Origin of the sequence: Paenibacillus sp. ACRRY (assembly GCF_022346995.1) — a bacterium.
Taxonomy (GTDB): Bacteria; Bacillota; Bacilli; order Paenibacillales; family Paenibacillaceae; genus Paenibacillus.
On record NZ_JAKRNM010000011.1, the window covers coordinates 107087 to 131599 of the forward strand.

The 24513-nt window shown below is 49.3% G+C and carries 18 protein-coding genes and 1 riboswitch; of the genes, 14 read left to right on the forward strand and 4 right to left on the reverse strand.

Translation table 11 applies throughout. The annotated features are described in order from the left end of the window. Positions 1–19: 19 nt before the first annotated feature. The gene (locus tag MH144_RS25970; protein ID WP_239305171.1) at positions 20–877 is read right to left on the reverse strand and encodes a hypothetical protein; all 858 of its coding nucleotides are present in this window, start codon (positions 875–877) and stop codon (positions 20–22) included. 195 nt (positions 878–1072) lie between these two features. Between MH144_RS25970 and ytxJ the strand changes: the two genes are divergently transcribed. The 8 genes from ytxJ (at position 1073) to MH144_RS26005 (ending at position 11507) form a co-directional block, all read left to right on the forward strand. Next, the gene (gene ytxJ / locus MH144_RS25975) at positions 1073–1612 is read left to right on the forward strand and encodes a bacillithiol system redox-active protein YtxJ (RefSeq protein ID WP_239305172.1); all 540 of its coding nucleotides are present in this window, start codon (positions 1073–1075) and stop codon (positions 1610–1612) included. A 305-nt stretch (positions 1613–1917) separates the two neighbouring features. Beyond that, the gene (locus MH144_RS31125; RefSeq protein ID WP_390586954.1) at positions 1918–1980 is read left to right on the forward strand and encodes a potassium-transporting ATPase subunit F; all 63 of its coding nucleotides are present in this window, start codon (positions 1918–1920) and stop codon (positions 1978–1980) included. Between the two features lie 36 nt (positions 1981–2016). Next, positions 2017–3696: a potassium-transporting ATPase subunit KdpA gene (kdpA, locus tag MH144_RS25980; protein WP_239305173.1), complete on the forward strand. Its 1680-nt coding sequence runs from the start codon at positions 2017–2019 to the stop codon at positions 3694–3696. 72 nt (positions 3697–3768) lie between these two features. After that, the gene (gene kdpB / locus MH144_RS25985; protein WP_239305174.1) at positions 3769–5937 is read left to right on the forward strand and encodes a potassium-transporting ATPase subunit KdpB; all 2169 of its coding nucleotides are present in this window, start codon (positions 3769–3771) and stop codon (positions 5935–5937) included. A gap of 256 nt (positions 5938–6193) precedes the next feature. After that, a complete protein-coding gene (gene kdpC / locus MH144_RS25990; RefSeq protein WP_239305175.1) occupies positions 6194–6754 on the forward strand; it encodes a potassium-transporting ATPase subunit KdpC in 561 nt (186 codons plus the stop codon). Positions 6755–6877: 123 nt separating this feature from the next. Continuing rightward, positions 6878–9217 carry a histidine kinase gene (locus MH144_RS25995; protein WP_239305176.1) on the forward strand — a complete coding sequence of 780 codons (2340 nt, stop codon included), beginning with the start codon at positions 6878–6880 and terminating at the stop codon, positions 9215–9217. 9 nt (positions 9218–9226) lie between these two features. Continuing rightward, positions 9227–10807, forward strand: a complete 1581-nt coding sequence (locus MH144_RS26000; protein ID WP_239305177.1) for an ATP-binding protein — start codon at positions 9227–9229, stop codon at positions 10805–10807. A 1-nt stretch (position 10808) separates the two neighbouring features. Next, positions 10809–11507: a response regulator gene (locus MH144_RS26005; RefSeq protein ID WP_095361983.1), complete on the forward strand. Its 699-nt coding sequence runs from the start codon at positions 10809–10811 to the stop codon at positions 11505–11507. 110 nt (positions 11508–11617) lie between these two features. On the opposite strand, the gene melA is transcribed toward MH144_RS26005, so the two are convergent. Continuing rightward, on the reverse strand, positions 11618–12919 hold the full coding sequence (gene melA / locus MH144_RS26010) for an alpha-glucosidase/alpha-galactosidase (protein ID WP_239305178.1): 1302 nt from the start codon (positions 12917–12919) through the stop codon (positions 11618–11620). A 195-nt stretch (positions 12920–13114) separates the two neighbouring features. On the opposite strand from melA, the gene MH144_RS26015 reads away from it, so the two are divergent. From MH144_RS26015 to MH144_RS26040, 6 genes are all read left to right on the forward strand, one after another. Further along, the gene (locus MH144_RS26015) at positions 13115–13942 is read left to right on the forward strand and encodes an AraC family ligand binding domain-containing protein (RefSeq protein WP_239305179.1); all 828 of its coding nucleotides are present in this window, start codon (positions 13115–13117) and stop codon (positions 13940–13942) included. Positions 13943–14022: 80 nt separating this feature from the next. Beyond that, a riboswitch (cobalamin riboswitch) is annotated at positions 14023–14212 on the forward strand. Positions 14213–14373: 161 nt separating this feature from the next. Then, entirely contained in the window at positions 14374–15312 is a 939-nt protein-coding gene (gene nikB, locus MH144_RS31035) for a nickel ABC transporter permease (protein ID WP_239305180.1), read from the forward strand. Further along, positions 15313–16146 carry a nickel transporter permease gene (gene nikC, locus MH144_RS26025; RefSeq protein ID WP_239305181.1) on the forward strand — a complete coding sequence of 278 codons (834 nt, stop codon included), beginning with the start codon at positions 15313–15315 and terminating at the stop codon, positions 16144–16146. A gap of 14 nt (positions 16147–16160) precedes the next feature. After that, a complete protein-coding gene (locus MH144_RS26030) occupies positions 16161–17756 on the forward strand; it encodes an ABC transporter substrate-binding protein (RefSeq protein ID WP_239305182.1) in 1596 nt (531 codons plus the stop codon). Continuing rightward, a complete protein-coding gene (locus tag MH144_RS26035; RefSeq protein ID WP_239305183.1) occupies positions 17756–18553 on the forward strand; it encodes an ABC transporter ATP-binding protein in 798 nt (265 codons plus the stop codon). The genes MH144_RS26030 and MH144_RS26035 overlap by 1 nt, the downstream gene beginning before the upstream one ends. A gap of 19 nt (positions 18554–18572) precedes the next feature. Beyond that, positions 18573–19373, forward strand: a complete 801-nt coding sequence (locus MH144_RS26040; protein ID WP_239305184.1) for an ABC transporter ATP-binding protein — start codon at positions 18573–18575, stop codon at positions 19371–19373. Between the two features lie 238 nt (positions 19374–19611). On the opposite strand, the gene MH144_RS26045 is transcribed toward MH144_RS26040, so the two are convergent. Both MH144_RS26045 and MH144_RS26050 read right to left on the reverse strand, forming a co-directional pair. After that, entirely contained in the window at positions 19612–22470 is a 2859-nt protein-coding gene (locus MH144_RS26045; protein ID WP_239305185.1) for a DUF5704 domain-containing protein, read from the reverse strand. Positions 22471–23011: 541 nt separating this feature from the next. Further along, complete coding sequence (locus MH144_RS26050) at positions 23012–24286, reverse strand: S-layer homology domain-containing protein (protein WP_239305186.1); 1275 nt, start codon at positions 24284–24286, stop codon at positions 23012–23014. Positions 24287–24513: the final 227 nt, after the last annotated feature.

A 24513-nucleotide genomic window follows, 5' to 3' on the forward strand; every position in this document is an offset into this window, starting at 1 on the left:
AGTTGGAGGTCTTTTTGGCTTAGACTTGCTTTTGAATCTTGGAAGGATTGTTGATCTTATAGGGCACCGGATTTCGAGTGAGCTTCTTCTTAATGATCTTTGCTTCAAAAGTAAGGACATCCCCGACTTCAAGCTCCTGCTTCTTCATCGTGGCACTATGGCTGGACCAGGCTTCACCAAGATCAACGTGATCAGGCTCGGTGATGGCCACGCCTTCATAAACGATGACTTCATCATCATTGTCGGAGAAATGGTTCGGAACCGTTGTAAATTCCTTGACGACTGCAGTCATTTTCACTTTGCCTTCAGGCAGGTCAATCCTGACCGATTTCGCCTTGCTTGCCGTCTTCGCCTTCGGTTTCGCTTCACTGCTTGTCCCGCCTTGAGGACCAACATATTCCTCTACGAGTCCATCCGGGTCACCTTTCAGTCCGGAATGGCTTCCCCCGGCATCGATGTCCATGTCATTCAGATCGGATGGCATACCGTCCGAATCGGATATGGGATCCACGGCGACTGAAGCAGTAACTGTATCGGCTACGTCCTCTGTCCGGGATGCGTTCAATGGCTCATTCGCTTTATCCGTTTCTGCTGCCGTCACGGGTCTCACATTGTAGCTCGATGCTTGCATCTCTTTCAGATAAGAGGGATGAATGCAGTGTTTCTGTTCATTATCCAGTTGGATGACTGCTGCCATATGATCGACATAACCAACGATGGTACAGGGCGTGTTCAGTCCGTTTCCTTTATAGTAGAAGGTTTTGAGCTTGGTTGCTTTACCCGAAAGCAGGCCCCACTCCTGGCACTTTTCAATGAGTTCCTCATCGTTGTCGAGGGGAATGTAATGCTGGGGTTCTATCATAAAAGCATATGTCATTTCGTGATTCCGCCTTTCCAATTGTTTCTCCATTCATCGTTTCCAATTTACAATCAGTGTATCACAAGTATATACCCGGAGATGCATTTTATAAAAGTCGACCAAAGGCATACCTATGGTATAATTTTAGAAGAATACCGGACTGAAAATTGTTATAGAACCTTATTATACATATCCTCTGAAAGGATGATCATAATGGAGAAAAAGGTGAATCCCCAAGCTCTATGGCTTGGGTTAGGTCTAGCACTCGGAGTGAGTATTGGTACGGCAACGGATCAGCTCGCGCTCGGCATTGCTTTTGGTGTGGCCCTTGGCGTCGTGATTGGATCAGTGGTAAGCAAACGGGCGATTGCTGGTACGGAAGATATGTTGAAGGAACATGTCCGTGAACTCTGCAGACAGGAAGACTGGGAAGAGGCACTTCAATCTTCGGAAGATCATCCCGTACTCATCCTGAAGCACAGTACCACTTGCCCGATCAGCGCTAGAGCATACCGAGAGTTTATGGCATTTGTGGGCTCCAATGCGTCCGATCCCAAACAGCAGATGGACTATCATATTGTCAAAGTCATCGAGAATCGCCCGCTCTCCCGCCGAATTGCGGAGGAAACAGAGGTACATCATGAATCACCACAGGTGCTGCTCCTGGATCAAGGGCAGGTCATCAAGCATACATCGCACGGCAAAATCACGAAGAAGAGACTGCTGCAATGGGCGCAGAATCCGTTCGGATAAAGATCAAATTACCGATAGACCCGTTTTCCTTCAGCCAATGGCGAAGAACGGGTCTATTTTTTACGTTTTTTTTACACCCTGGCAGGGATTTCTTTACCCCCTTTTTACAGCGTTCAGGTATAAGATTTTACACGTAGCAGGTTGAAAGAACGGTAGAGAGAGGGAGGAAGGGCATATGGTGAGTGATGCTGCGATGATCGGATTGGTTGTGCTGCTGTTCGTGGTGTTCTGGGGTTTCATTAAGTTCTGCGAGAGAGCCTAGGGCTATAGCCAGAGAGGGGAAGGTGCATATGACCGTTATAGGAATGATTGTGCTGGCACTGATGGTCTATCTGGGCTATGTGCTCGTGAAGCCGGAGAAATTCTGAATCATTTGGATCGCAGATTAGGGAGGAACTATGGATATGGGTAGCGGTTTATTACAAGTGGCGGTCACGCTGCTGATCATCATCCTGCTGGTGAAACCGGTGGGTAGTTATCTGGTCAAGGTATTCGATGGCAAGCGGACAGGACTGGACCGGATCTTCGGCGGACCTGAACGACTGCTCTATCGATTAATGGGGGTTCGGGAGAATGAGTCAATGGGCTGGAAAAAGTACCTTTCAGCCGTCCTCATTTCCAACTTCATCATGTTGATTTTGATGTTTCTGGTGCTGCGGCTGCAGCAGTTTCTGCCGCTCAACCCGGATGGTATCAACAACATGCCTGCAGCGCAGGCGTTTAATACAGCAGCATCCTTCATGACCAACACCAACTGGCAGTCGTATACGGGCGAGAATGCCCTGTCGTATCTGTCACAGATGCTGGCCGTGACGTTCCCGATGTTTACATCGGCGGCAACAGGCTTCGCTGTAGCCATTGCGTTCATCCGCGGACTGGTTGGCCGGAGGGATGGACTGGGGAACTTCTATGTCGACCTGGTACGGTCGATTACAAGAATCTTTTTGCCGCTGAGCTTCATTGTGGCCTTATTCCTGATCTTTCAGGGTGTACCACAGACGCTGGCGGGGGCGGTGAGCGCGACCACGCTGGAAGGCGGAGAGCAGACGATCACCCGCGGATTGGTTGCTTCGCTCGAGTCCATTAAACACATTGGTACGAATGGTGGAGGCTGGTTTGGAACCAATGCAGCTCATCCCTTCGAGAATCCAACGGCACTGGCGAATCTGGTCCACATTGTATGCATGATGCTGCTACCCACTGCACTGGTGTATGCATTCGGGCTGATGGTAAACAACCGGAAGCAAGGCTGGGCGTTGTTTGCAGCGATGAGCTTTCTGTTTCTTGTGATGCTTACCACTGTTTTTGTATCAGAGTACCGCGGTGTACCTGCGCTGGATGCCGCCGGCATTCAAGGGAATATGGAGGGGAAAGAGGTCAGGTTCGGGATAGCCGAATCGGCGTTATTCACGGCAGTGACTACAGCTGCGACAACGGGATCCGTCAACAATATGCATGAGTCACTCACGCCGCTCGGTGGGATGGTGGCACTTGCTGAGATGATGCTCAATAACGTATTTGGCGGTAAAGGGGTAGGCTTGCTTAACGGATTGCTGTACGTCATTCTGGCCGTGTTTATCTCTGGACTGATGGTAGGACGGACACCTGAATTTCTGGGCAAAAAAATTGAAGGGAAAGAAGTAAAGCTCGCATCAATTGCGCTGCTGATCCATCCCTTGATTATTCTAGCTCCAACTGCGCTGGCACTTATGCGGCCCGAAGCGGTAGCCTCGATTTCGAATTCAGGCATGCATGGCCTGACCGAAGTGCTGTATGCTTTTGCATCGGGTGCTGCCAATAATGGGTCCGCTTTTGCCGGACTGAATGCCAATACGGACTTTTACAATATCGCCATTGGTGTGGTGATGCTTCTGGGAAGGTATATCTCCATGATTGCCATGCTCGCGATTGCAGGATCCCTGGCAACGAAACGAGTGGTTCCGGTAACAACGGGTACACTTCGCACGCATACCCCTTTATTTGCAGGGATTTTGGTGATGATGATTGTGGTGGTCGGAGCGCTTACCTTCTTCCCATCACTGGCGCTTGGGCCGATCGCTGAGCATTTGGCGATGCTCCAGTAACGGGCGGACAGTCTATGAGTTAGAACACGGGAAGTACAGCAAGGACGTTGAGCATGGAGGTGCACGAAATTAATGGGTGCTATAGAGCGAAAGAAGGAACCGATGGTGGAAGGAAAAAGTAACCAAGCATTCGCAGAAACAGACAAAGAAACATATAGACCAAGCGGCAAGGGTGGGGGAGGGCATATCGGTCCCCAACATCAAGGCTCAAGCAAAAGGAGATTAAGCAGAGACATCGTACGGCAGGCCTCTCTGGACGCCTTTAAGAAACTGAATCCGATGGTCATGATCAAAAATCCCGTCATGTTTATCGTGGAAGTTGGTACGTTCATCACGCTGCTCTTATGTATCAATCCGGATCTATTCGCTGCATCGGAAGCGGGACGGGGGTACAACATGGCGGTGTTCCTCATCCTGTTGTTCACGCTGCTGTTTGCCAATTTTGCTGAAGCGCTCGCTGAAGGCCGGGGCAAAGCCCAGGCAGATACCCTGCGCAAGACGAAATCGGATACGACCGCCAAATTGATGCAAAAGGATGGGACAATTCGGCAAGTATCATCGACTCAGTTGAAAAAGGGAGATATTGTCCGCGTGGAAGCGGGAGAACTGATCCCTACGGACGGCGAGATTATTGAAGGATTGGCCTCCATAGACGAATCCGCCATCACGGGTGAATCGGCACCAGTCATCAAGGAAGCAGGCGGTGATTTTTCTTCCGTAACGGGAGGCACACGGGTCACTTCCGACTATATCGTCATGCGGGTACAGACCGATCCGGGAGAATCCTTCCTTGACCGGATGATCTCTCTGGTTGAAGGTGCGCAGCGCCAGAAAACGCCAAATGAAATTGCGCTGACCACGCTGCTGGCCGTGTTGACCCTGATTTTCCTGATTGTCATTCTGACGATGGTACCGATGGCGAGTTACCTGGGCATTCGCCTTGATCTGGCTACACTGATCGCCCTGCTGGTTTGCCTAATTCCTACAACAATAGGCGGCCTGTTGTCTGCAATCGGGATTGCCGGAATGGACCGGGTCACACAGTTCAACGTGCTTGCCATGTCAGGCAAAGCGGTCGAAGCAGCGGGGGATATTGATACGCTGATTCTCGACAAGACCGGAACAATTACGTACGGAAATCGCATGGCCTCCGAGTTCATTCCCGTTCAGGGTGTGACCATGCAGGAGATGACCCGGGCAGCGCTGCAGGCTTCGGTTCGTGATGAGACGCCGGAAGGACGATCGGTGGTGGAGCTCGCAGGCAAGCAGGGTGAGCGCTGGCAGGAGCAGGAATATGCAGATGCAGAGAATGTGGAATTTACCGCAGAGACCCGAATGTCGGGGCTCAATCTCGGCAGTGGAATGCAGATTCGCAAGGGCGCAGTAGATGCCATCAAGCATCATATTGCTTCCCGGGGCGCACGAATTCCTACCGATCTGGATGACATTGCTCATCGTATTGCCAAGGCTGGAGGCACTCCCCTTGCCGTTGCGATCGATGACCGGATCTACGGTGTAATCTACCTGAAGGATACAGTGAAGCCTGGTCTGAAGGAGAAGTTTGCCGAGATGCGATCCATGGGGATCAAAACGATCATGTGTACAGGTGACAATCCACTTACGGCAGCCACGATTGCGCTGGAAGCGGGCGTGGATGACTTTATTGCTGAAGCGAAGCCGGAAGACAAGATTGCCGCGATCAAAAAAGAGCAGCAGGCAGGCAAGCTCGTCGCCATGACCGGCGACGGTACCAATGATGCACCTGCCTTGGCGCAGGCAGATGTGGGCCTGGCGATGAATTCGGGGACCATGGCGGCCAAGGAAGCGGCCAACATGATTGACCTGGATTCCGACCCGACCAAGCTGCTGTCGGTGGTCTCCATTGGGAAGCAGCTGCTGATTACACGCGGTGCGCTGACCACTTTTTCGATATCGAATGATATTGCCAAATACTTTGCCATTATCCCGGCGATGTTTATTATCGCCATGCCGCAGCTTCAATCGCTGAACATTATGAATCTGGCTTCACCGCAATCGGCCATTCTGTCCGCATTGATTTTCAACGCAATCATCATCCCGCTGCTTATCCCGATTGCGATGAAGGGCGTGAAGTACCGGGCCATGTCAGCCGAACGGCTGCTCGGACGCAATGTATTGATCTATGGCGTGGGTGGAGTGATCGTGCCCTTTATCGGGATTAAGCTAATTGATCTGATCCTTTCGGGGCTTCATCTGGTGTGACATTAATCCATATATATTGGACTCCCTTTCACACAAAAACGGAGAGAGCAGAACAAATCTGAAGAAGCGAAGCGTTCGCCTAAAAGCTTTCTGCAAGAAAGCTACTTCGGAAGCCTAAGCTATCCACGGATTTTCTCCATTGGGAGTAGTTCAAAAAATTTGGGGATAACAGCGATCGGAAGATGGTGCTGTAATCGAAGTGATATAGTGTAACGCTCAATTTGTTTTATACTAACGAATTCAGGATGTGACTGATATGAAGACCATACTGCCTGCCATCCGCTTATCTGTTGTACTTATGCTGATCTGCGGCATCGTGTATCCTCTGGTGACGACTGTTGCGGCACAGCTGCTATTTCCCGCAGAAGCGAATGGTAGCCTGATAATCCAAAATGAGAAAGTTATTGGTTCATCTCTGCTGGCACAGGAAGTAAAATCACCGGCCATGTTCCAACCCCGTGCATCCAATGCGAGTTATGACCCGACGGCATCGGCGGGCTCCAATCGGGCCGTAGCTTCGGAAGAGTATATCAGTGAGATGAAAGACAAGATTGCTCAGCTTAGACAGGAAAATCCGACACTGCAGCAGATTCCTGCCGACCTGGTGACTGGTTCGGGCTCAGGTCTGGATCCTGACCTTTCGCCAGAAGCAGCAAAAGCACAGATCCCACGAATTAGTCAGGCGACGGGCCTTAGTGAGCAGCAGCTCATAAAACTTGTGGAAGCGCATGTTCAAGGGCGTCAGCTCGGCATATTCGGCGAGCCGCGTGTCAATGTGACTGCACTGAATCTGGCGCTGACAGCAGAGCTGAATTAGCTGAAGGAATGTATTTGAGCTCAAGTCAAAAGCGACATGGATTGCCTTATCTATCATTGGCCTTCTTCCGGATTTCGGAAGGGGCTTTCTCCATTTTAAATCATTGGAAGGAGACATCAAAGGATGCATGAAGGCTTCAAGCGAAGATCAGCTGAGGATATTCTGAAGATGATTACGAAGCTGCAGCAGGGCACGCTCACCATCTATATCGGTCCGGTCAGCGGTTCAGGCAAAACCTATCATATGCTAAGAGAGGGGAATACGCTGCGCCAGCAAGGCATTGATGTCGTGATCTGCGCGGTATCGACCATGCAAAGACCCGAAACCGTGGAACAGCTCGGCGAGCTTGAACGGATTCCAAGTATCCACTGGTGCCGTCAGAGAGATGGCATGGAGATGAAGGACCTGAATGTAGATGCACTGCTGGAACGCAATCCGGAAGTGGTGCTCGTGGACGGACTGGCGCATAGAAACCGTGAGGGAGCTCTGCATGCTACGAGGCTGGAGGATATTCAGTATCTGCTAAAACACAACATCAGTGTGATCACAACGGTGAACGTCTACGAGTTGGAAGGGTATACTGAACTGGCCCGTAAACTCACAGGGTTTGCGGCAGAGTATACCGTTCCTGCGGGGACACTTGAATTGGCTGACGAAGTGAAGCTGATCGATGTGACACCGGAAACGGTTCTGACCCGGCTTGCTGAAGGTCATTTGAAGGGTTATGAGAGAGAGGCTTTGTTTAGACAGGGCAACCTGGGCATTTTACGGGAACTGGCGCTGAAACTCGTTGCTGAAGGAGTCAATGAATCCCTGCGGGAACACCGGGAAGAGATGGGCATTACCATGACAACAGGCATCATGGAACGGGTGCTGGTGTCGACCCAATATCATTGGAATGGATCCATTTATATTCGAAGAGGGCAGCAGATTGCGAAGAGACTGAATGGTGATTTATGCGTAGTCACCTTCCGCGACAGGAAGAAGGCATTGACCAAGGAAGCTACGGTATTTCGGCGAAACATGATCAAGCTGGTGGAGAAATTCGGAGGAGCATTCGAGGAATTGCCTATGACGCATCGTCGCAGGATTCCAGCTGCCTTGGCACGTTATGCTGCCAGGCAGCAGATTACGCGTATTGTGATGGGACACTCACGTCATACCCGCTGGCAGGAGCTATGGCAAGGTTCAGTCATCAATTCGCTCCTGCACAAGCTGCAGGGGGTAGATCTGTTCCTGCTTGCAGACCGAACCGAACTGGATGGAGAACGATTACTTCCCGCGAAATTGCCTGATATCGGCAGCACAACCTATCGCAGATTAAGCGATCACGAAGTGAAGAAACAGATCGGCCAGATTCAGCGAGGCAAATTCAAAGTATACATCGGTGCAGCCCCGGGCGTAGGCAAAACCTATATGATGCTGCGGGAAGGCAACGATCTGCTCCGCAAAGGTATCGATGTCCGAATTGGCCTACTGGAGACGCACAATCGGGCCGAAACCACGGAACAGATCGGACAGCTGCTTGTTATTCCACGGGATCGCCTTACCTATCAGGGAGTAGCATTGGAGGAAATGGATACGGAGGCTATTCTCCGTCTTTGCCCGGAAGTTGTGTTGGTGGATGAACTGGCCCATACCAATGTACCCGGAAGCGTAAGGAAAAAACGTTACGAAGACGTGCTTCATCTGCTGGATGCAGGGATCTCGGTAATCACGACCGTTAACGTGCAGCATCTGGAAAGCCTGAACGATGCCGTAGAGCACATTACGGGCATTCGGGTACGGGAGACGGTGCCGGATCAGATTATGCAAATGGCAGATGAAGTGCAGTTAATCGATGTTGCACCTCAGGCCTTGCGGCAGCGCATGCGGGAAGGTAAAATCTATGCAGCAGCCAAGGTGGAGCAGGCACTTGCAAATTTCTTCCGCATTGGCAATCTGATTGCATTGCGAGAGCTTGCCCTGCGTGAACTGGCCGATGATGTGGATGAACGGCTGGAAGCGAAGGAGCAAAAAAGTGCGCTTCGGGGCCCTTGGCGAAGACAGGAAGCGGTCTTTGTCTGTGTAAGCAGTGACAACCATGCGGAGCGGTTAATTCGCCGTGGTTTTCGAACGGCATATCGGTTGAAGGCAGTATGGCATGTACATCATGTACATGTAGGCAAGGTAATGAGTGAGGAAGCAAAGGATCAGCTGGAGGCCCTGGAACAGCTGACCGTCAGGCTGGGTGGTGAATTTCATATTCATCACAGTGAGAATCTAAGGGAAGTATCAAGCATTTTGGCAAGCAAGGCAGCAGAAGAAAAAGCAACGCAGCTGGTGGTTGGTCAAGCGAAAAGGCTCTGGTGGCTAAATGGCTACCGAGGTGCCGGATCGGTGATCAATCGGCTGGTACGGCTGTCCAGACATATGGATGTATTAATAGTTGCAGATTACGATTATGATCCAAGCGGGATGTGAAAAAGGACTGTGCCTGAACGAAACACAGAAGAGAAGGGGATTCCTCGGTTGCACCGGGTTCCCCAATATGTATGGGTAACCATTGGCATTACCTTGTTAACCCCACTGCTCCATGTCATCGGCATGAGTAGTGATCTGGTAAACGTCTCACTCATTTACCTGTTTCCCATTTTGGTAAGTGCCGTTTACTGGGGATTGGGTCCTGCAATCTACGCAGCGAGTCTTAGCGTAATCATGTTTGATTTCTTTTTTGTACCTCCGAATCTCAGTTTTACCGTTGCGGATCTGCGATATATTTTTTCTTTTGTTGTGTATTTGGCGGTGGCCGTATTAACCGCCACGCTATCCAGTCGCTTGCGTCAGCAGCTGGAGATGGTTAGGCAGCGTGAGGCCACAACAAATTCATTGTATGCGCTCAGCCGCCAGATGACGGCTGTTACAGATCTGGATACACTGGTCCATCATATTGCGAAGCAAGTATCACACACACTGGGTACCCAGGCTGCCGTATATTTGCCTGATGCTCATGATGAGCTGAAAGTAACGGCATCTGCTGATGACCTGGGAACCGCAGTATGGGGTGGAGAGGAATCAGAGATTGCGATTGCCAAGTGGGTGTACAGGAATGGCGAAACAGCGGGGAGAGGTTCTACCAGCCTGCGGGAATCCTCCGGTCTGTACGTTCCCTTGCGTACGGAAGATCAGATACACGGCGTGCTTGCCGTTCGTATGGAGGCCCGTGATATTCAGGAGCAGCGGGAACAGCTGCAATTGCTGGAGGCCTGTGGAGGGCTGGCAGCCAGTGCGATTGCTCGCGTCAAACTGGCAGAGGAAGCTCGGGTGGCACAGATGACCGCCGAATCAGAGCGCATTCGCACGGCTTTGCTGGACTCTGTGTCCCACGAACTGCGGACGCCTTTAACGACGATCATTGGATCCGCTACAGGATTGATTGAGAATGACGCCATCTTTACCCCGGAAGATCGAAAAGAATTGACGGGCAATATTCGGGATGGTGCCATGCGCATGAACCGGCTCGTGACCAATTTGCTGGGCATGGTGAAGCTGGAGAGCGGCATGCTGCAGCTGCGCAGGAAATGGTGTGACGTAGGCGATATGATCAGCGTGGTGTTAACGCAAGTAAGGGAATTCAGCAAGCATCGGAGCATTCGTGTGGATTTGCCGGATCAACCGTTATTTATATGTGGAGATGAAGTGCTGCTGGAACAGGTACTGATCAATGTTGTCAGCAATGCCATTAAATATTCTTCTGACTATAGCGAGATTGTTATCATCGTTATGAGGGATGAGAGAAATGCCACGCTGACCATTGTGGTAGCGGACCATGGCGTGGGTATTCCCGATGCCGATAAGGAGCGGATATTTGAGAAGTTTTACCGGTCAGAATCCTCTCGTCATGTGACGGGCACAGGACTGGGACTGGCCATATGCAAAGGGATCGTTGAGGTTCACGGAGGATCAATTAGTGCAGATTCCAATCCGGGAGGCGGAACAAGAATGAGTATCTGTTTGCCCATGGAAGCACCGGAAGCATTATTTCCCTATAGAGGGCAAGGAGAGGTTGAGTAACATGACGGCATCGCAAGGGGCTCGCATATTGGTTGTAGATGATGAACCACAGATTCGCAAACTGCTGAAGGTGACACTGCAGGCTCATCAATTCGAGATTCATGAATGTGGAGATGGCGACGAGGCTGTCATTCAGGCGAGCATCGTTCATCCGGATCTGATCATACTCGATCTGGGTCTGCCGGGGATGTCCGGGATGGACGTGCTGCATCGTGTTCGCGAATGGTCCCAGGTGCCCATTATTGTGCTGACGGCGAAGGAGCGCGAGGAAGACAAGATTGCTGCGCTTGACGGTGGGGCTGATGATTATGTAACGAAGCCGTTTGGCATGGGTGAACTGGTTGCCCGGATTCGGGTTGCACTCCGCCATGTAGCGAAGACAACCGATGAACCCGTGCTGCGTTTTGGGTCTCTCACTGTAGATCTGGCACAAAGGCAGGTGGAGCTGGATGGTTTGCCGATCAAATTAACACCAACGGAGTACGATATGCTCAAGGTTCTGGCCTCCAACGCCGGAAAGATCATTACCCAGCGTCAGCTGCTGCAGCAGGTGTGGGGCGGGCATCATCACGAATCCGACAGTCACTATCTGAGGGTCTACGTGGGTCATCTGCGCAAAAAATTAAAGGAAGACCCTACGCAGCCACGATTCATCCAGACCGAGCCGGGAATCGGATACCGCTTTTTGCTTCAGGATTAGTATGAAATTGTAATAAGAATCCCTTATTAGAAAAGCACCGGAGCCTCCTGAATTTACAGAGGTCTTCGGCGCTTTTTTAATCAACAATGAAATGAAGAATATCGTTTGCTTTAGGATGTATACTTCGGCAGCCAATCACCATGAGCTTCGATCAGTTCATCGCACATGGCAACAATGTCATCGATGGACAACTCGGCAGCGGTGTGCGGATCCAGCATGGCGGCATGATAGATATGTTCCTTTTTGCCCGTCATGGCCGCTTCAATCGTCAGCAGCTGAGTGTTGATGTTGGTGCGGTTCAGTGCAGCCAGCTGTGGAGGCAGGTCGCCAATGTAAGTTGGGCTGATTCCGGATCCGTCCACCAGACATGGAACCTCGACACAGGCCTCACGAGGCAGGTTGGTAATTAGACCGGTATTCATTACATTACCGCCGATTTTGTATGGACGGTCCGTTTCCATCGCTTCCATGATGTGCGAAGCGTATTCACGGCTGCGCGTATGTTCAATATGTTCACTGGCAAACAGCTTCTCGCGCATTTCCTTCCATCCTTCAATCTGGTTCACGCAGCGGCGCGGATACTCATCCAGCGGGATGTTGAAGCGTTCGATCAATTCCGGATAATTCCGTTTGATAAAGTATGGATGATACTCGGCATTGTGCTCGGAAGACTCCGTTACGTAGTATCCAAAACGATTCATCAGCTCGAAACGCACCATATCATGATGCTGCTCCTTCTGTTTTTCCCTCGCCAGGCGTTTAATCTCCGGATACAGATCCTGACCATCTCTCGTCACTTCCAGCAGCCAGGCCATATGGTTAATTCCTGCCACTTTTGCAACTACGCCTGTCTGATTCATTCCCAGCGCTTCAAACAGGTGAGGCACGCATACCTGCACACTGTGGCACAGGCCTACCGTTTTGATTCCTCCATGCACGTTCATGACATTGGTCAGTACGGCCATCGGGTTGGTGTAGTTCAGGAACCAGGCATCAGGACATACTTCCTGCATGTCCCGGGCAAAGTCGAGCATGACCGGAATGGTTCGCAAATTGCGGAAGATACCGCCAATGCCGAGGGTGTCAGCAATGGTTTGACGCAGTCCATATTTTTTCGGTATTTCGAAGTCCGTAATCGTACATGGATCATATCCACCCACTTGAATGGCGTTAATGACATATTTGGCACCGCGCAGCGCTTCTTTGCGGTCGGTGTATTTTTTGACGGAACAACGGCTTCCAAGAGAATGGCCCATACTGGTCAGCAGTCGCTCCGAATCATTCAGCCGTTCGGCATCGATATCATACAAGGCCAATTCAAAATCCTGCAGTGCTTCGGTCATCATAACGTCACCTAATACATTTTTGACAAAAACGGTGCTGCCTGCACCGAGAAACGTAATTTTGTTCATCTCAAGTCCAGCCTCCCTGAATAATGGTGTACCCCAACTATAGGCCGATCCGGCTTATATAACTATGGTTCAACCTCTCCCATACATGGCATAATCCCATTTTTAGTCCCGCTTTCAGCTGATATTTAACGAATATACCTGTTATAATATGAAGTAAGATAAATGTTGATACGGAAGAAGGGAAGGGATGAGAAGGTGAGCCCAATCGAGATGAACGTGGTGCCCATGGACTGGACACAGATGGAGCTGGTGTTGCTTTTTTTCGGCTGGGAGGATTGTGATCCGTCTCATTATTGGGGTCCGGGGGTACGAGATTCCTATGTGGTTCATTACATTCATGAGGGACGGGGAACCGTTCGTATGGAAGATAAGGAATACCATTTGACGCAGGGTCAGGGATTCGCCATTCTGCCGGATACCATTATTCATTATGAGGCCGATGCGAAGGAGCCGTGGACATACTCCTGGTTCGGATTTAAGGGCGTACAAGCCAAGACATTCATGCAGCGGGCAAACTTGAGTCCAGAATGTCCCGTATTTGAAGCCAGGGATCCAAAGGTAATGGATGGTTTGTATGCAGAGATGACTCAAGCCTCCTCGCGCAATGGTGGAGATGTATTCAGCCAGAGTCTGCTGTACCGATTAATGGCCGAACTGATCTCCTCCTCCCCTGATGAGCATACGCCGCAGAGGCCTCTTTCCACCAAGGATGAATACATCAGACAAGCTGTCCAGTTTATGGAGAACAGGTATAGCCAGAAGACGTCCATCCTTGATATTGCGCATTCCGTGCGTCTGGATCGTACCTATCTGTCCGGTCTTTTTAAGGAGAAGTACGGGAAGTCGCTGCAGGCCTTTTTTCTTGAATACCGGATGAATCGCGCAGCAGAGCTGCTGCAGAGTTCAACGCTTTCGGTCAGTGAGGTTGCCCATTCTGTAGGGTATACGGATCCGTTGTTATTTTCCAAGATGTTCAAGCGTGTGACAGGGGTTTCCCCAAAAGGTTCGAGAGAGCGGGGGTAGGCTGATGAGCTGTTTCAAATTTGAATAAATGCTTTGATCATTATCTGTGAGCCAGCTATACTGGTACAGAATGCATTTCAATTGAATATGTGGAACTGGGTGCTATACCTTCGGGTAGAAGCTTAATAGGGAAGACCGGTGTAATGCCGGCGCGGTCCCGCCACTGTAACAGAGGAGTCATGCAGCGTTATGCCACTGGTTTAGACCGGGAAGGTGCTGCAATGATGAGGATTCTGGAGCCAGGAGACCTGCCTAGTTTGACAACACAGTAGTACCTACGGGAGATAGGAAGGTGTTTAGAGAGCATGATTTTTTCTGAAAATCTGTTTATTTAAGACGTCCTTATCCGGTATTAGCGGAGAGAGACGTCTTTTTGGTATGCATGGACAAGTCACGTGCGGGTTGGAGATTGGGGAGAGGATGTCAGACATGTGAGTAGATATATTGTTAAAAGATTCATTCAACTGGTAGCCGTGTTATTCGGCATTTCGTTTCTGACGTTTCTGCTAACCTATCTGTCTCCGGGGGACCCGGCAAGGCTTATGCTCATGTCTACAGGAGTCACTCCGTCGGACGAATTGGTGCAGCAGGTACGTATCCAGCTGGGGCTGGATCAGCCGTTTTGGATACGCTACGGAACCTGGCTTGGACAGGTGGTTACCGGAGATTTTGGAACGTCTTATAAATACGACAGGCCTGTGCTCGATATTCTGTTGTCCAGGCTTCCAGCCACACTTCGGCTAACAGGAAGTGCCCTGCTGCTGGTCATTCTGATTTCGTTTCCATTGGGTATTTTGTCGGCGGTCTACAGAAACAACGTGCTGGATTACGTCATTCGCCTGTTTTCGTTTGCCGGGTTATCCATGCCGAGCTTCTGGCTCGGGATGCTGCTCATGCTGGTGTTTGGCGTACAGCTCAAGCTGCTGCCCGTCATGGGGAGCTCGGGCTGGAACAGCCTGATATTGCCCGCATGCACACTGGCGTTACCTCTGATCGCCCAATATATCAGGCAGATCCGTACGGTAATTCTGGAAGAGATGTCCCAGAACTATGTCACGGGGGCCAGAGCCAGAGGTGTGAAGGAGAGAGTCATTATGATGCATCATATTTTACCCAATATATTATTGCCCATCGTTACGCTCATGGGCATGTCTACAGGCGCCCTGCTCGGCGGGGCAGCCATTGTGGAAAGTTTGTTCGTATGGCCGGGGGTAGGGCAGATGGCGGTGGATGCCATCTTTACAAGGGACTATCCCCTGATTCAGGGCTACGTCATCTGGATGGCAACCATCTATGTATTGCTGAATCTGATCGTTGATCTCTGGACGCATCTGCATGACCCGCGGATTCGACTGGACGTGGATGTCTAGATGAGAGAAGTTAAGCTTATTTTGACACAGCATCGCTGGTTCACTTTTCTATGTTCAATGACCCTCCTCTGGGTCATTCTCGCCATGATTGCGCCGCTGCTCGCACCGCATGATCCACTGGCAACGAATTTTGCCAAGGTACTGCAGCCAGCCAGTTCGGAATATCCGCTTGGAACCGATCAGCTTGGACGCTGCGTGTTATCGCGTCTCCTTTACGGGGCCAGGACGTCGCTTCTGCTTACATTTATGATGATCGGAATTGTTTTTGTGCTTGGTGTAGCCATTGGTGTTATCGCAGGTTTCGCTCGTGGCCTGACAGATATAGTACTGATGCGGTTATCTGATACGCTGATGGCCTTTCCAGGATTGATCTTCGCCATCGCAGTAGTGGGGATGCTGGGGCCAGGCCTATTTAATACGGTAATTGCCCTGGCGGTTGTCTGGTGGGCGAAGTATGCACGACTGGCAAGAAGTCTGGTGATCTCGCTTCAGCAAAAGGAATATGTCGCTGCGGCAGCCTTCAGCGGCGCGCGGAAGATTCAGATCATCACCAGAACAATCCTGCCCAACATGCTGTCTCCTCTCATTGTCATGGCGATGATGGATGTGGGCGGCATGATGTTATCCATCTCAGGCCTTTCATTTCTGGGGCTGGGTGCTCAACCTCCCGAACCGGAGTGGGGGGCAATGCTGAATGAAGGCAGACGATATTTGCAGACAGCTCCGTGGCTGTTGATTTATCCGGGACTTGCGATATTTTGTACAGTGATCATTTTTAATTTGCTGGGCGACAGTCTGAGGGATGTGCTGGACCCCAAGAAAAAGGCAGCTTAACAGGAGGAACGGGAATGAAATCGAGATATGGAAAAACGCTAACGCTTACCGTACTGTCATTATTGGTTTTATGTATTATCGCAGCTTGTGGCCAAACCACAACAAGTACTTCCACCTCATCATCTTCTGGTGAAGAAGCGGCTGAGGCGGACAAGGGCAGTGCAGTTACACCAACTCACCTGAATGTGGCGTTATTCTGGCTTGGAAGTAATCTGGATCCGGCAGAGGAGTGGAACGGCTGGACCCTTACACGAGCAGCAATAGGAGAGACCTTGATTCAGTTTGACGAAAATATGAAATTGGTACCAAAAATCGCAGATAGTTGGGAACGTATCGATGATACGACATGGCATTTTCATATTCGGGACGGCGTAACGTTCCATAATGGGAATAAGGTTACTGCAGATGCGGTGAAGAAGTCCATTGAACGTTCCATGGAGCTGAATGAGAGAGGACAATCGACCTTACCGGTGGCTTCCATGACCGCAGAAGGTCAGGATCTCACCATCAAAACAACGGAGCCTTATGCATCGCTGCTTGGTAATATTGCTGAACCTTTGTTTGTGATTGTGGATACGAGTGCAGATACATCCAAATTCAAGAGCGAACCTATCGCCACAGGTCCATTTATGGTAACAGGATATACGCCGGATCAGGAGATTCAGGTGAAGAAGTATGGCGGATACTGGGACGGGGCAGCCGATGTGGATACCATTACATTCAAATACATCAAGGATGACAGCACGCGTGCTCTTGCGCTGCAATCGGGTGAGATTGATGTAGCCAGTAACGTGGGACGAAGCAGCTTGGCATTGTTCCAGGATCAGAGTCAATATACGATTGATGAAATCCCGAGCCTGCGAACACAGTTTGTATGGTTTAATACGAAAAACCCGCTGCTAAGCGATCCGGAAGTACGGCGTGCAATCTCGTACGGCATAAGCCGCGAGATGTATGCAAACACACTGGTGGGCGGTCAGGCGGCCAAAGGCCCGTTTACCTCGGCTCTGCCTTTTGGATATGATCAGGTCAAGGGATATGACTATGAACCGGAGACAGCCAAGAAGCTGTTGGATGAGGCTGGCTACAAGGATGCGGATGGGGACGGTATTCGGGAAAAAGACGGACAAAAGCTAACGCTCCAATTGATTCTCAATTCGGCTTACGAATCAGACTCCATTGTGGCTGCTGCAATGCAGTCCCAACTCAAGGAGATTGGGATTAACCTGGAAATGACCTCTTACGAGGATCTAACTGATCATCAAAAAAGCGGGAACTATGATTTGGCTCTGACCAGCATTAATACAGGGATTACCGGAGATCCCCAGTATATTCTCGACTTTTATTTCAAAACGGGAGCAGAGTGGAACATCGGTGGATATAGCAATCCGAAGCTGGATGCGGTGATTCAGCAGCTGCATTCCGAATTCGATGTGGAGAAAAGATATGAACTGGCTGCAGAAGCCCAGCAGATGATTCTGGATGATGCAGCATACATGTTTATTACCTACACTCCAATTAACATTGTAAGCAAGAGCGCCGTACAGGGTGCGACGATGTATCCGATCGACTTTTATCTCCTGGATCGCAATATCCAGGTTAGGCAATAATGAGCGCTTTACTGGGTGTAGATCGACTTTCTGTAACGTATAAGGGTGGTTCACCCGCACTGCAGAATGTATCGTTTGCAATGAATGCCGCTGAGATCATCGGAATCGTGGGCGAGAGCGGAAGTGGTAAATCGACGTTGCTTCGAGCTTTGCACGGCATGCTGCCAGACGGTGGGCAGTATGCCGGGGGAGACATTGTTTTTCAGGAGAAATCGATATTTAGTTATTCGCATAAGGATTGGCACGATATACGCGGCAAGCGGATGGCCATGGTTTTTCAGGATAGCGGTTCTTATCTGAATCCCATCCGCCCAATAGGAAGTCAGTACATCGAGGCGATCCGTACACACGTTAAACTATCGAAGAAAGCTGCCTATGCCATGGCGGTGGACATGCTCTCACAGATGGGACTGGATGACCCCGAGCGGATGATGAGTATGTACCCCGGCCAGCTTAGCGGAGGCATGAAGCAGCGAACGGCAATTGCCATGGCGATAACGATGGAGCCAGAACTGCTGCTTGCCGATGAACCGACGAGTGCGCTGGATGTAACCACTCAGGTTGAAGTGATCAAACGATTGACCAACCTTCGGGCAAGTCAGGGAACAGGGATGATCATTGTGACGCACAATATCGCCGTTGCAGCCCATATGGCAGACTACATCGGTGTAATGCAGAACGGGTCGCTGGTTGAGTTTGGACAAACTTCAAGCATTATTACAGGTCCACGTCATGCATATACCCGTGAATTGCTAGCTGCAGTACCTGAATTGGAGGGGAATACGGATGGTAGATGAGAGGATACCCGTTCTGGAAATGAGGGATTTAAGTAAAACCTACGAATCCAGAGGCCAGGGAGCCCATTCAGCATTGCAATCGATCAACCTGAAGCTCTATCCGGGAGAATGTCTGGGAATTGTAGGGGAGAGCGGAAGTGGCAAGAGCACTTTGGCCAAATGCGTGACTCATCTGGAAAAGGCAACCTCCGGGCAGATTATCTATCGTCAGCAGGATATTACTCTGATAAGGGAAGAGGCTTTGCGGCTTCAGCGCAAGCAGATTCAGATGGTTTTTCAGGAACCTTCGGCGATTTTCAATCCCCGCATGAGGGTGGGATCATTTATCCTTGAGCCTTTATTGAACTATAAACTGATCAAACGCAGGCAGGGTGAAAAGGAAATTCATCGTTTGCTGGAACTGGTGGGGCTGCCTGCTGCTATTGCTGACAAGTATCCACATGAAATCAGCGGTGGGGAGCAGCAGCGAGTGGTTATTGCCCGGGCGATCGGAGTGCAGCCGGATGTAATAATATTTGATGAAACTACCTCGGCACTCGATGTTTCCATTCAGCAGCAAATTTTGCACCTGTTGGTCCGATTGCGTAAGGAGATGGGGATTTCATATATCTTCATATCGCATGACCTGGCTGTGGTGCAGCAGGTTAGCGATCGTACTGCGGTTATGTACAAGGGAGAGATAGTTGAAGTGTTGGAAAGTGCGCAGCTGAATCGTGCAGCCAGTCATCCCTATACGCGGAACCTGATGGATTCGGTGTTGTCGGTCAGAGAGATTAAGAATAAAGTGCGAGAGTATGCCCTGCAAGGAATCACGGGTTGAGTTGGTCTGGTGTATTGCGATGTTTAAAAAATAGCGAAGAAAAAGGATTATTCCGGGTCATGGTGGTGACGGCCCGGAGTAATCCTTTTACTGTATAAGGACTATATGAAATGATGAACTGTTGTTGAAGAATACTACAATGTGCGCAAACCGATCTATGCACACCGGTCTATGTGAACCAATATACGTAAGCATGATGGACTCGGCCGAGTATTAAGCATCGCCTGATGTCTTTATTTTAATGTGGAACTTGGGATTGGAAGTCGTTTCGGCTCGACCGATTGGCATGGTAGAAGACAACATCCCCGTCTTGGATAGGCCAATTATTGTCTTCAGTATTGACCGGATTGTTCTGAAAACCCTCCATCTGCCACTGGTTCATCAGAGGTGCATAGATGTACTGGAGATGAGGCGCGTCAGTATCACCATTTCGTAGACTTTCAATATTGAAGTTGACTACGATATATCCATTTCTCAGAAACACAGGGGACTTTTCATCCAACTGGTTTTGTCTCGCAAGTGGCTCCAAATCGGTGCCTTTCGGAACGGCATATACATCGGCGGGCAGGCTGTATTCTCCATACCAGCGCTGGATGGCTGCATTTGCCCGATCCAAGTTAACGCCTTGCGGGATGTCCGTTCTGGGTCCGATCAAAGTGCGAATGGATGAGGGCAGGATCATCCAATCATAACGTCCCACCCATGTTTTCTGATGTGAGATCTGATCGACGAAACGAACCATGTATTCAGCCAGTGTGCCTTGGCTCTGCTCCTCTTTGGTCAGTTCATAGGTGTATCGATAACGAGCGGTATCGCCCATTTCGGTACCAGGAACGTTCCGCAAACGGGCATTCAGAACAACAAAGCGTTTCTCCAAATCCTGTGCAGATCCGATACGTATAAACCTTTCCTGTCCTCTGTGATAATACAGATCAACCTCCTGCCTGGAGGTACCATCCTCATTCACAAAATGAAAAGTTGGCGTAATCCGAACACCATCCTGCTGACCAAACATATTACCTTTCGTTTTGAGGTCAAACTTGATATGGTACCCGGTTTTTACAGCCACATTTTTGAATCCCTGTAATGGATGGCTGCCTGGACGAATGGGCAATACGAAAGGTGCCAGGTTGCCGCGAGGATCACCATCAATACGATTCAAGCCTGTCCAATAGCTGACTCCCGTTGGCTCCGGGCTTCCCGGCTGCTTCCGAAAAACATTTTCCCAGTTATAGTCCGAAATGTCGGTGACATGAAAATCGTATAGCCTTCCGATGACTTCGACTGGAACCGTATCGGCAGCTACGTGATGGGCCAGGTCGGTATTGGCATCCTGCTGTTCAGTGAAGCTGGAGGGTGCATTCTCCGCGATATTGCGGAATTCAACCTCATAGTTACCCTCGTCTACCCATACCGGGAGGTAAAAGCTGGTGTCCAGCTGGTTTACCGGGATATCTACCCAGGTTTTAGCCGGTATAAACTGGCTTCTGTCAGCGTTATAGACATCGAACGGGAATTTGACCTGTTTAATTCGAAAATATTTGGCATAATCCCGATTGCCATAACCGGGGTAACTTGCTGCGTCCAGATGCTGACCAGTCGTTGGAATACGGACAATAAAGGGACGTTCCAGAATCAGTGCTGACCGGGTTAGATCCGGAACTGTCTTCTGATTATGAGCCTGATCATCCGATACCAGGGCGTAGTTTACGACAGGGGTGTGCACGGTAACGGTGTTAATGCCGTTAATCGGGAAATCTTTGTTGGCGCCCCCGTTTACATTCCCAGGCAGCAGATCGTAATAAATGGTACCGGAACTTGGTGTGTTTTCTTTGTTGACCAGCGTGTTACTAATCATGTTATTTGGCTTATATAGGACATCTTGGCCAATCGTTGTAGGGTTAGGAATATTGGATGGCGTAGGTCCGTCCTTGGTCGCCTCTGTGTCATCCATAATCTTGGTATTGTTAAATATGACCGAGTCATTATTCACTTTTGCCTGAGGAGTGTTGGACTCCGCCATACCTTTTAAACGCGATGTATCATCCGGCACATCTGGAGGTGCATTCAGCCCGCCTGTTAATTTGGGTGGGGTATAGGAGATAGACGTTGTTTGCCCTGGTCTGACGTGGCTCTCCACGCTGTCATCATTTTTGGATACCAAAGTTGGCGGTGTATATCCGGATGGAGTCATGGTGACCAGTTCACCCGGCAGGGCATAATTCTTCATGGTCGCTTTTGTGATCTTGTACACTTCAAGATTGTTGATTTTCCAGTATGAGTAGTCCCGTGTAATCTGGAAATTGTATGGTTTGGTTACGGTGTCATTGGCTGGAACAGGTGGTCCATCCGTACAGCCATCTTCGGTACAGATATCAGGTCCCGGTACAGTCCATTCCCTGTCATAGGATAGCGTGACACTGCAATCATACGTGACTTTGCCCGCCATTTTCGCCCAGGCCTGCTTGAAGAGATAGTTGTCAGAAAATGCATTGGTATACAGTGACTCAGAAGTAGGGATTCCTCTCAGTACATTGAATGTCTCATTCCCTCTGTTATCTGACTTAATTACACCGTTAGCATTTGGATCAAGGTCACTCATGCTCATAATCGTCCCTGTAGACGGTGGCCCGATTGTCGGTGAACATCCAACACCACTTCCGCCCCCATTGCCTCCGCCACCCCCGTTCCCAGGATCCTCTTCTACGCCAATCGTTGTGGTTGTCGTTAATTGGAAGTCGTCTTTCTCCCACAGTACGGTGATGGTCGTAGTTCCCCTGCTTACGGCTTGGACTAGCCCAGAATTACTAACGGTTGCAACAGCGGGGTTGGAGGAAGTCCAAGTCGTTTGCCCATTACCGCTATTTACATTGGTTTCAGCTCCAAAGCTTCCATCACCGGTTTTGGTCTTTACGGTCGCATTCAGTTGCTTGGTCTGGTTAATGCTGAGTTGACCGCCATTGGTGAGATTGATTTCTTTGGTGATTTCGGCTTTACCGTACCAGTATAGGTCGGTATTAAATAGATAGTCTGCAGAATATTTAGGTGGATTATAAGGTCTATATTCTGTAGGCTCAATGGCTCCACCTATTTGCATCTGAAACTTAACCCTTTTATTGTTGAAAGAATCTACGCCTAATAAAATAGGTAGCCCAGGTTGGTAGTACTTGGAGTTATCCATATATTCTGGTGCAAGGGAGTTCTCGACTATTTCTGCGTTAGAGATTGGTTCATCATTTATATCATAATAAACAGTAGGCTTGTAACTTGGAGCTTCTAGAGATAAATCTATGCACACGGTAGAAGAGTTTGGTTTGTTTGAAGAAGAGTTGTTAGATAACTCTTGACCATTACATTCTCCATCAACTTTCCATTTCATATTATCTAATTGATAAATATATATTCCAATATTAGTTAATCCCTTACCTTCTACGGGAATTATTTTCTTTTGGGATTTTGCAGGGGTAGAAGGTACAATTCTTGCAGCCTCTAGTATAGGTTTGGTTCCAGGGCCACCTCCCGCGAAGATCGCTGGAGGTGAAGTTAAGATCAAACTTATTGCGAGGACTGAGAGAAGGGGCTTTTTTAATATTTTAGTAAGACCCAAGGTTAATCACCCTTATTTTGAAAGTAAGTGGTCAATGGTTTGCTGTTACTCCATAAATCGTCCCATTTTTTAATACAAGAAGAACGTCTGGATCTAGTTCTTTATCAAAATGCAACAAACCTTCTGCCCAATAAACAGGATTCTTCACATTAAATATACCTCTTGCACCGAGTAACTCACTAATACGAGGCACATTATAAGCGAACACTGCTTCACTGTTGGGGGACCTAAGAGGATTAATAGTTGCAGAGTTAATCAAACTGCCACCTTGTAATTGATTCATTGAGTCCTTGATATTTATATCAAACTCAACAAATGAGTAATATGCTCCTCTTATGAGCTGATCTTTCTCATCAACAAATACAGGGTAGTAAATACTTCTCTCATTAAATTTTACGTATGGGTTGACCACAATCCAGTTTTTTAATCTAAGATCAGCATAATTAGTGACTGTGACCAATTCTTCGTTACGAATCATCGAAAAGTCATCTGTAACTCTACTATAATCATATGATTTGGGGAGTCTTCTCTCGGGAAAAACCTGATACTTAGGTGCAATAATATTGATATTCGTCCCAGTCAAACCAACTGCACGCAACTCATTCAAGCCCTGAAATTCAGCAGGCTTCGTTTTCGCCACACTTGCATAACGAGCGATCAGCACAGCAACTTCGGCCCTTGTCGTGGTGCGATCGGTTCCAAAATTTTTATCGTTAGCAACACTCATCAACCCTGTACCCAGAGCAACAGCGACAGCATTTTTTTGGTTGCTTGCCAGTTTGCCCGTGAAGTACTCCTTCGCAGGTATCACCGTATTGGTTACATCAGACAGAGCTTGTTTGAAATCCGAATCAACCACGGTCAGCCCCTGTGCCAGCCAGGTCGCCATTTCTCCCCGTGTTAGAGATGCCTTGGCATCGAGTTTTCTATTGTAGTTGGCAGGGCTGATGAAGCCTTTGGCAATCGCAGCGGATACGCCACTTTTTGCCCATTCAGGAACGTCTGTAAAGGTATTAGTTTCTTGTATGGCTGCATTAGGCTGATCGGTTAATCGTCCGAGAATACTAGCCATTTCGGCCTTGGTCACGGGTGAGCTTGGTTTGAATGTCCCGTCGGCATACCCCTGGAAGAATCCCTGCTCAACGGCGGAGTTGATCGCTGCAGCCGCCCAGTGTGTCGAAGGGACATCTTTGAATTTTAGCGTAGCTTGAGCGGCTTCTACTGAACTCCCGATACTTCCTGAACCTATTACGCCCCCTGTAAGCAAAGCCAATGCCGTAACCCCGGATAGAATCATTTTCTTCATGAATACTGCTCCTTTCTAATTTCAATTCCTGGTTGTGGTTATGTACTTGATACTACTAGATACTAAATTTGTAATAATAATCAATATTCTACCATGTATAACTGGGTATTTGGTATTATTTCTCAATATTAGTGTTTCAATTTAAGGTGAAAACCCCTCCTCTAGACCCATCCAACCTCTCAAAACACAAAAAAAGGCCACGAATCCGTAGATTCATAGCCTTATGC

What these genes read in the sequence shown, in the direction of transcription:
- MH144_RS25970 (WP_239305171.1), bottom strand. Translation starts at nt 877, where the DNA reads ATGACATATGCTTTTATGATAGAACCCCAGCATTACATTCCCCTCGAC.
- ytxJ (WP_239305172.1), top strand. Translation starts at nt 1,073, where the DNA reads ATGGAGAAAAAGGTGAATCCCCAAGCTCTATGGCTTGGGTTAGGTCTA.
- kdpA (WP_239305173.1), top strand. Translation starts at nt 2,017, where the DNA reads ATGGGTAGCGGTTTATTACAAGTGGCGGTCACGCTGCTGATCATCATC.
- kdpB (WP_239305174.1), top strand. Translation starts at nt 3,769, where the DNA reads ATGGGTGCTATAGAGCGAAAGAAGGAACCGATGGTGGAAGGAAAAAGT.
- kdpC (WP_239305175.1), top strand. Translation starts at nt 6,194, where the DNA reads ATGAAGACCATACTGCCTGCCATCCGCTTATCTGTTGTACTTATGCTG.
- MH144_RS25995 (WP_239305176.1), top strand. Translation starts at nt 6,878, where the DNA reads ATGCATGAAGGCTTCAAGCGAAGATCAGCTGAGGATATTCTGAAGATG.
- MH144_RS26005 (WP_095361983.1), top strand. Translation starts at nt 10,809, where the DNA reads ATGACGGCATCGCAAGGGGCTCGCATATTGGTTGTAGATGATGAACCA.
- melA (WP_239305178.1), bottom strand. Translation starts at nt 12,919, where the DNA reads ATGAACAAAATTACGTTTCTCGGTGCAGGCAGCACCGTTTTTGTCAAA.
- nikC (WP_239305181.1), top strand. Translation starts at nt 15,313, where the DNA reads ATGAGAGAAGTTAAGCTTATTTTGACACAGCATCGCTGGTTCACTTTT.
- MH144_RS26030 (WP_239305182.1), top strand. Translation starts at nt 16,161, where the DNA reads ATGAAATCGAGATATGGAAAAACGCTAACGCTTACCGTACTGTCATTA.
- MH144_RS26035 (WP_239305183.1), top strand. Translation starts at nt 17,756, where the DNA reads ATGAGCGCTTTACTGGGTGTAGATCGACTTTCTGTAACGTATAAGGGT.
- MH144_RS26040 (WP_239305184.1), top strand. Translation starts at nt 18,573, where the DNA reads ATGAGGGATTTAAGTAAAACCTACGAATCCAGAGGCCAGGGAGCCCAT.
- MH144_RS26045 (WP_239305185.1), bottom strand. Translation starts at nt 22,470, where the DNA reads ATGCAAATAGGTGGAGCCATTGAGCCTACAGAATATAGACCTTATAAT.
- MH144_RS26050 (WP_239305186.1), bottom strand. Translation starts at nt 24,286, where the DNA reads ATGAAGAAAATGATTCTATCCGGGGTTACGGCATTGGCTTTGCTTACA.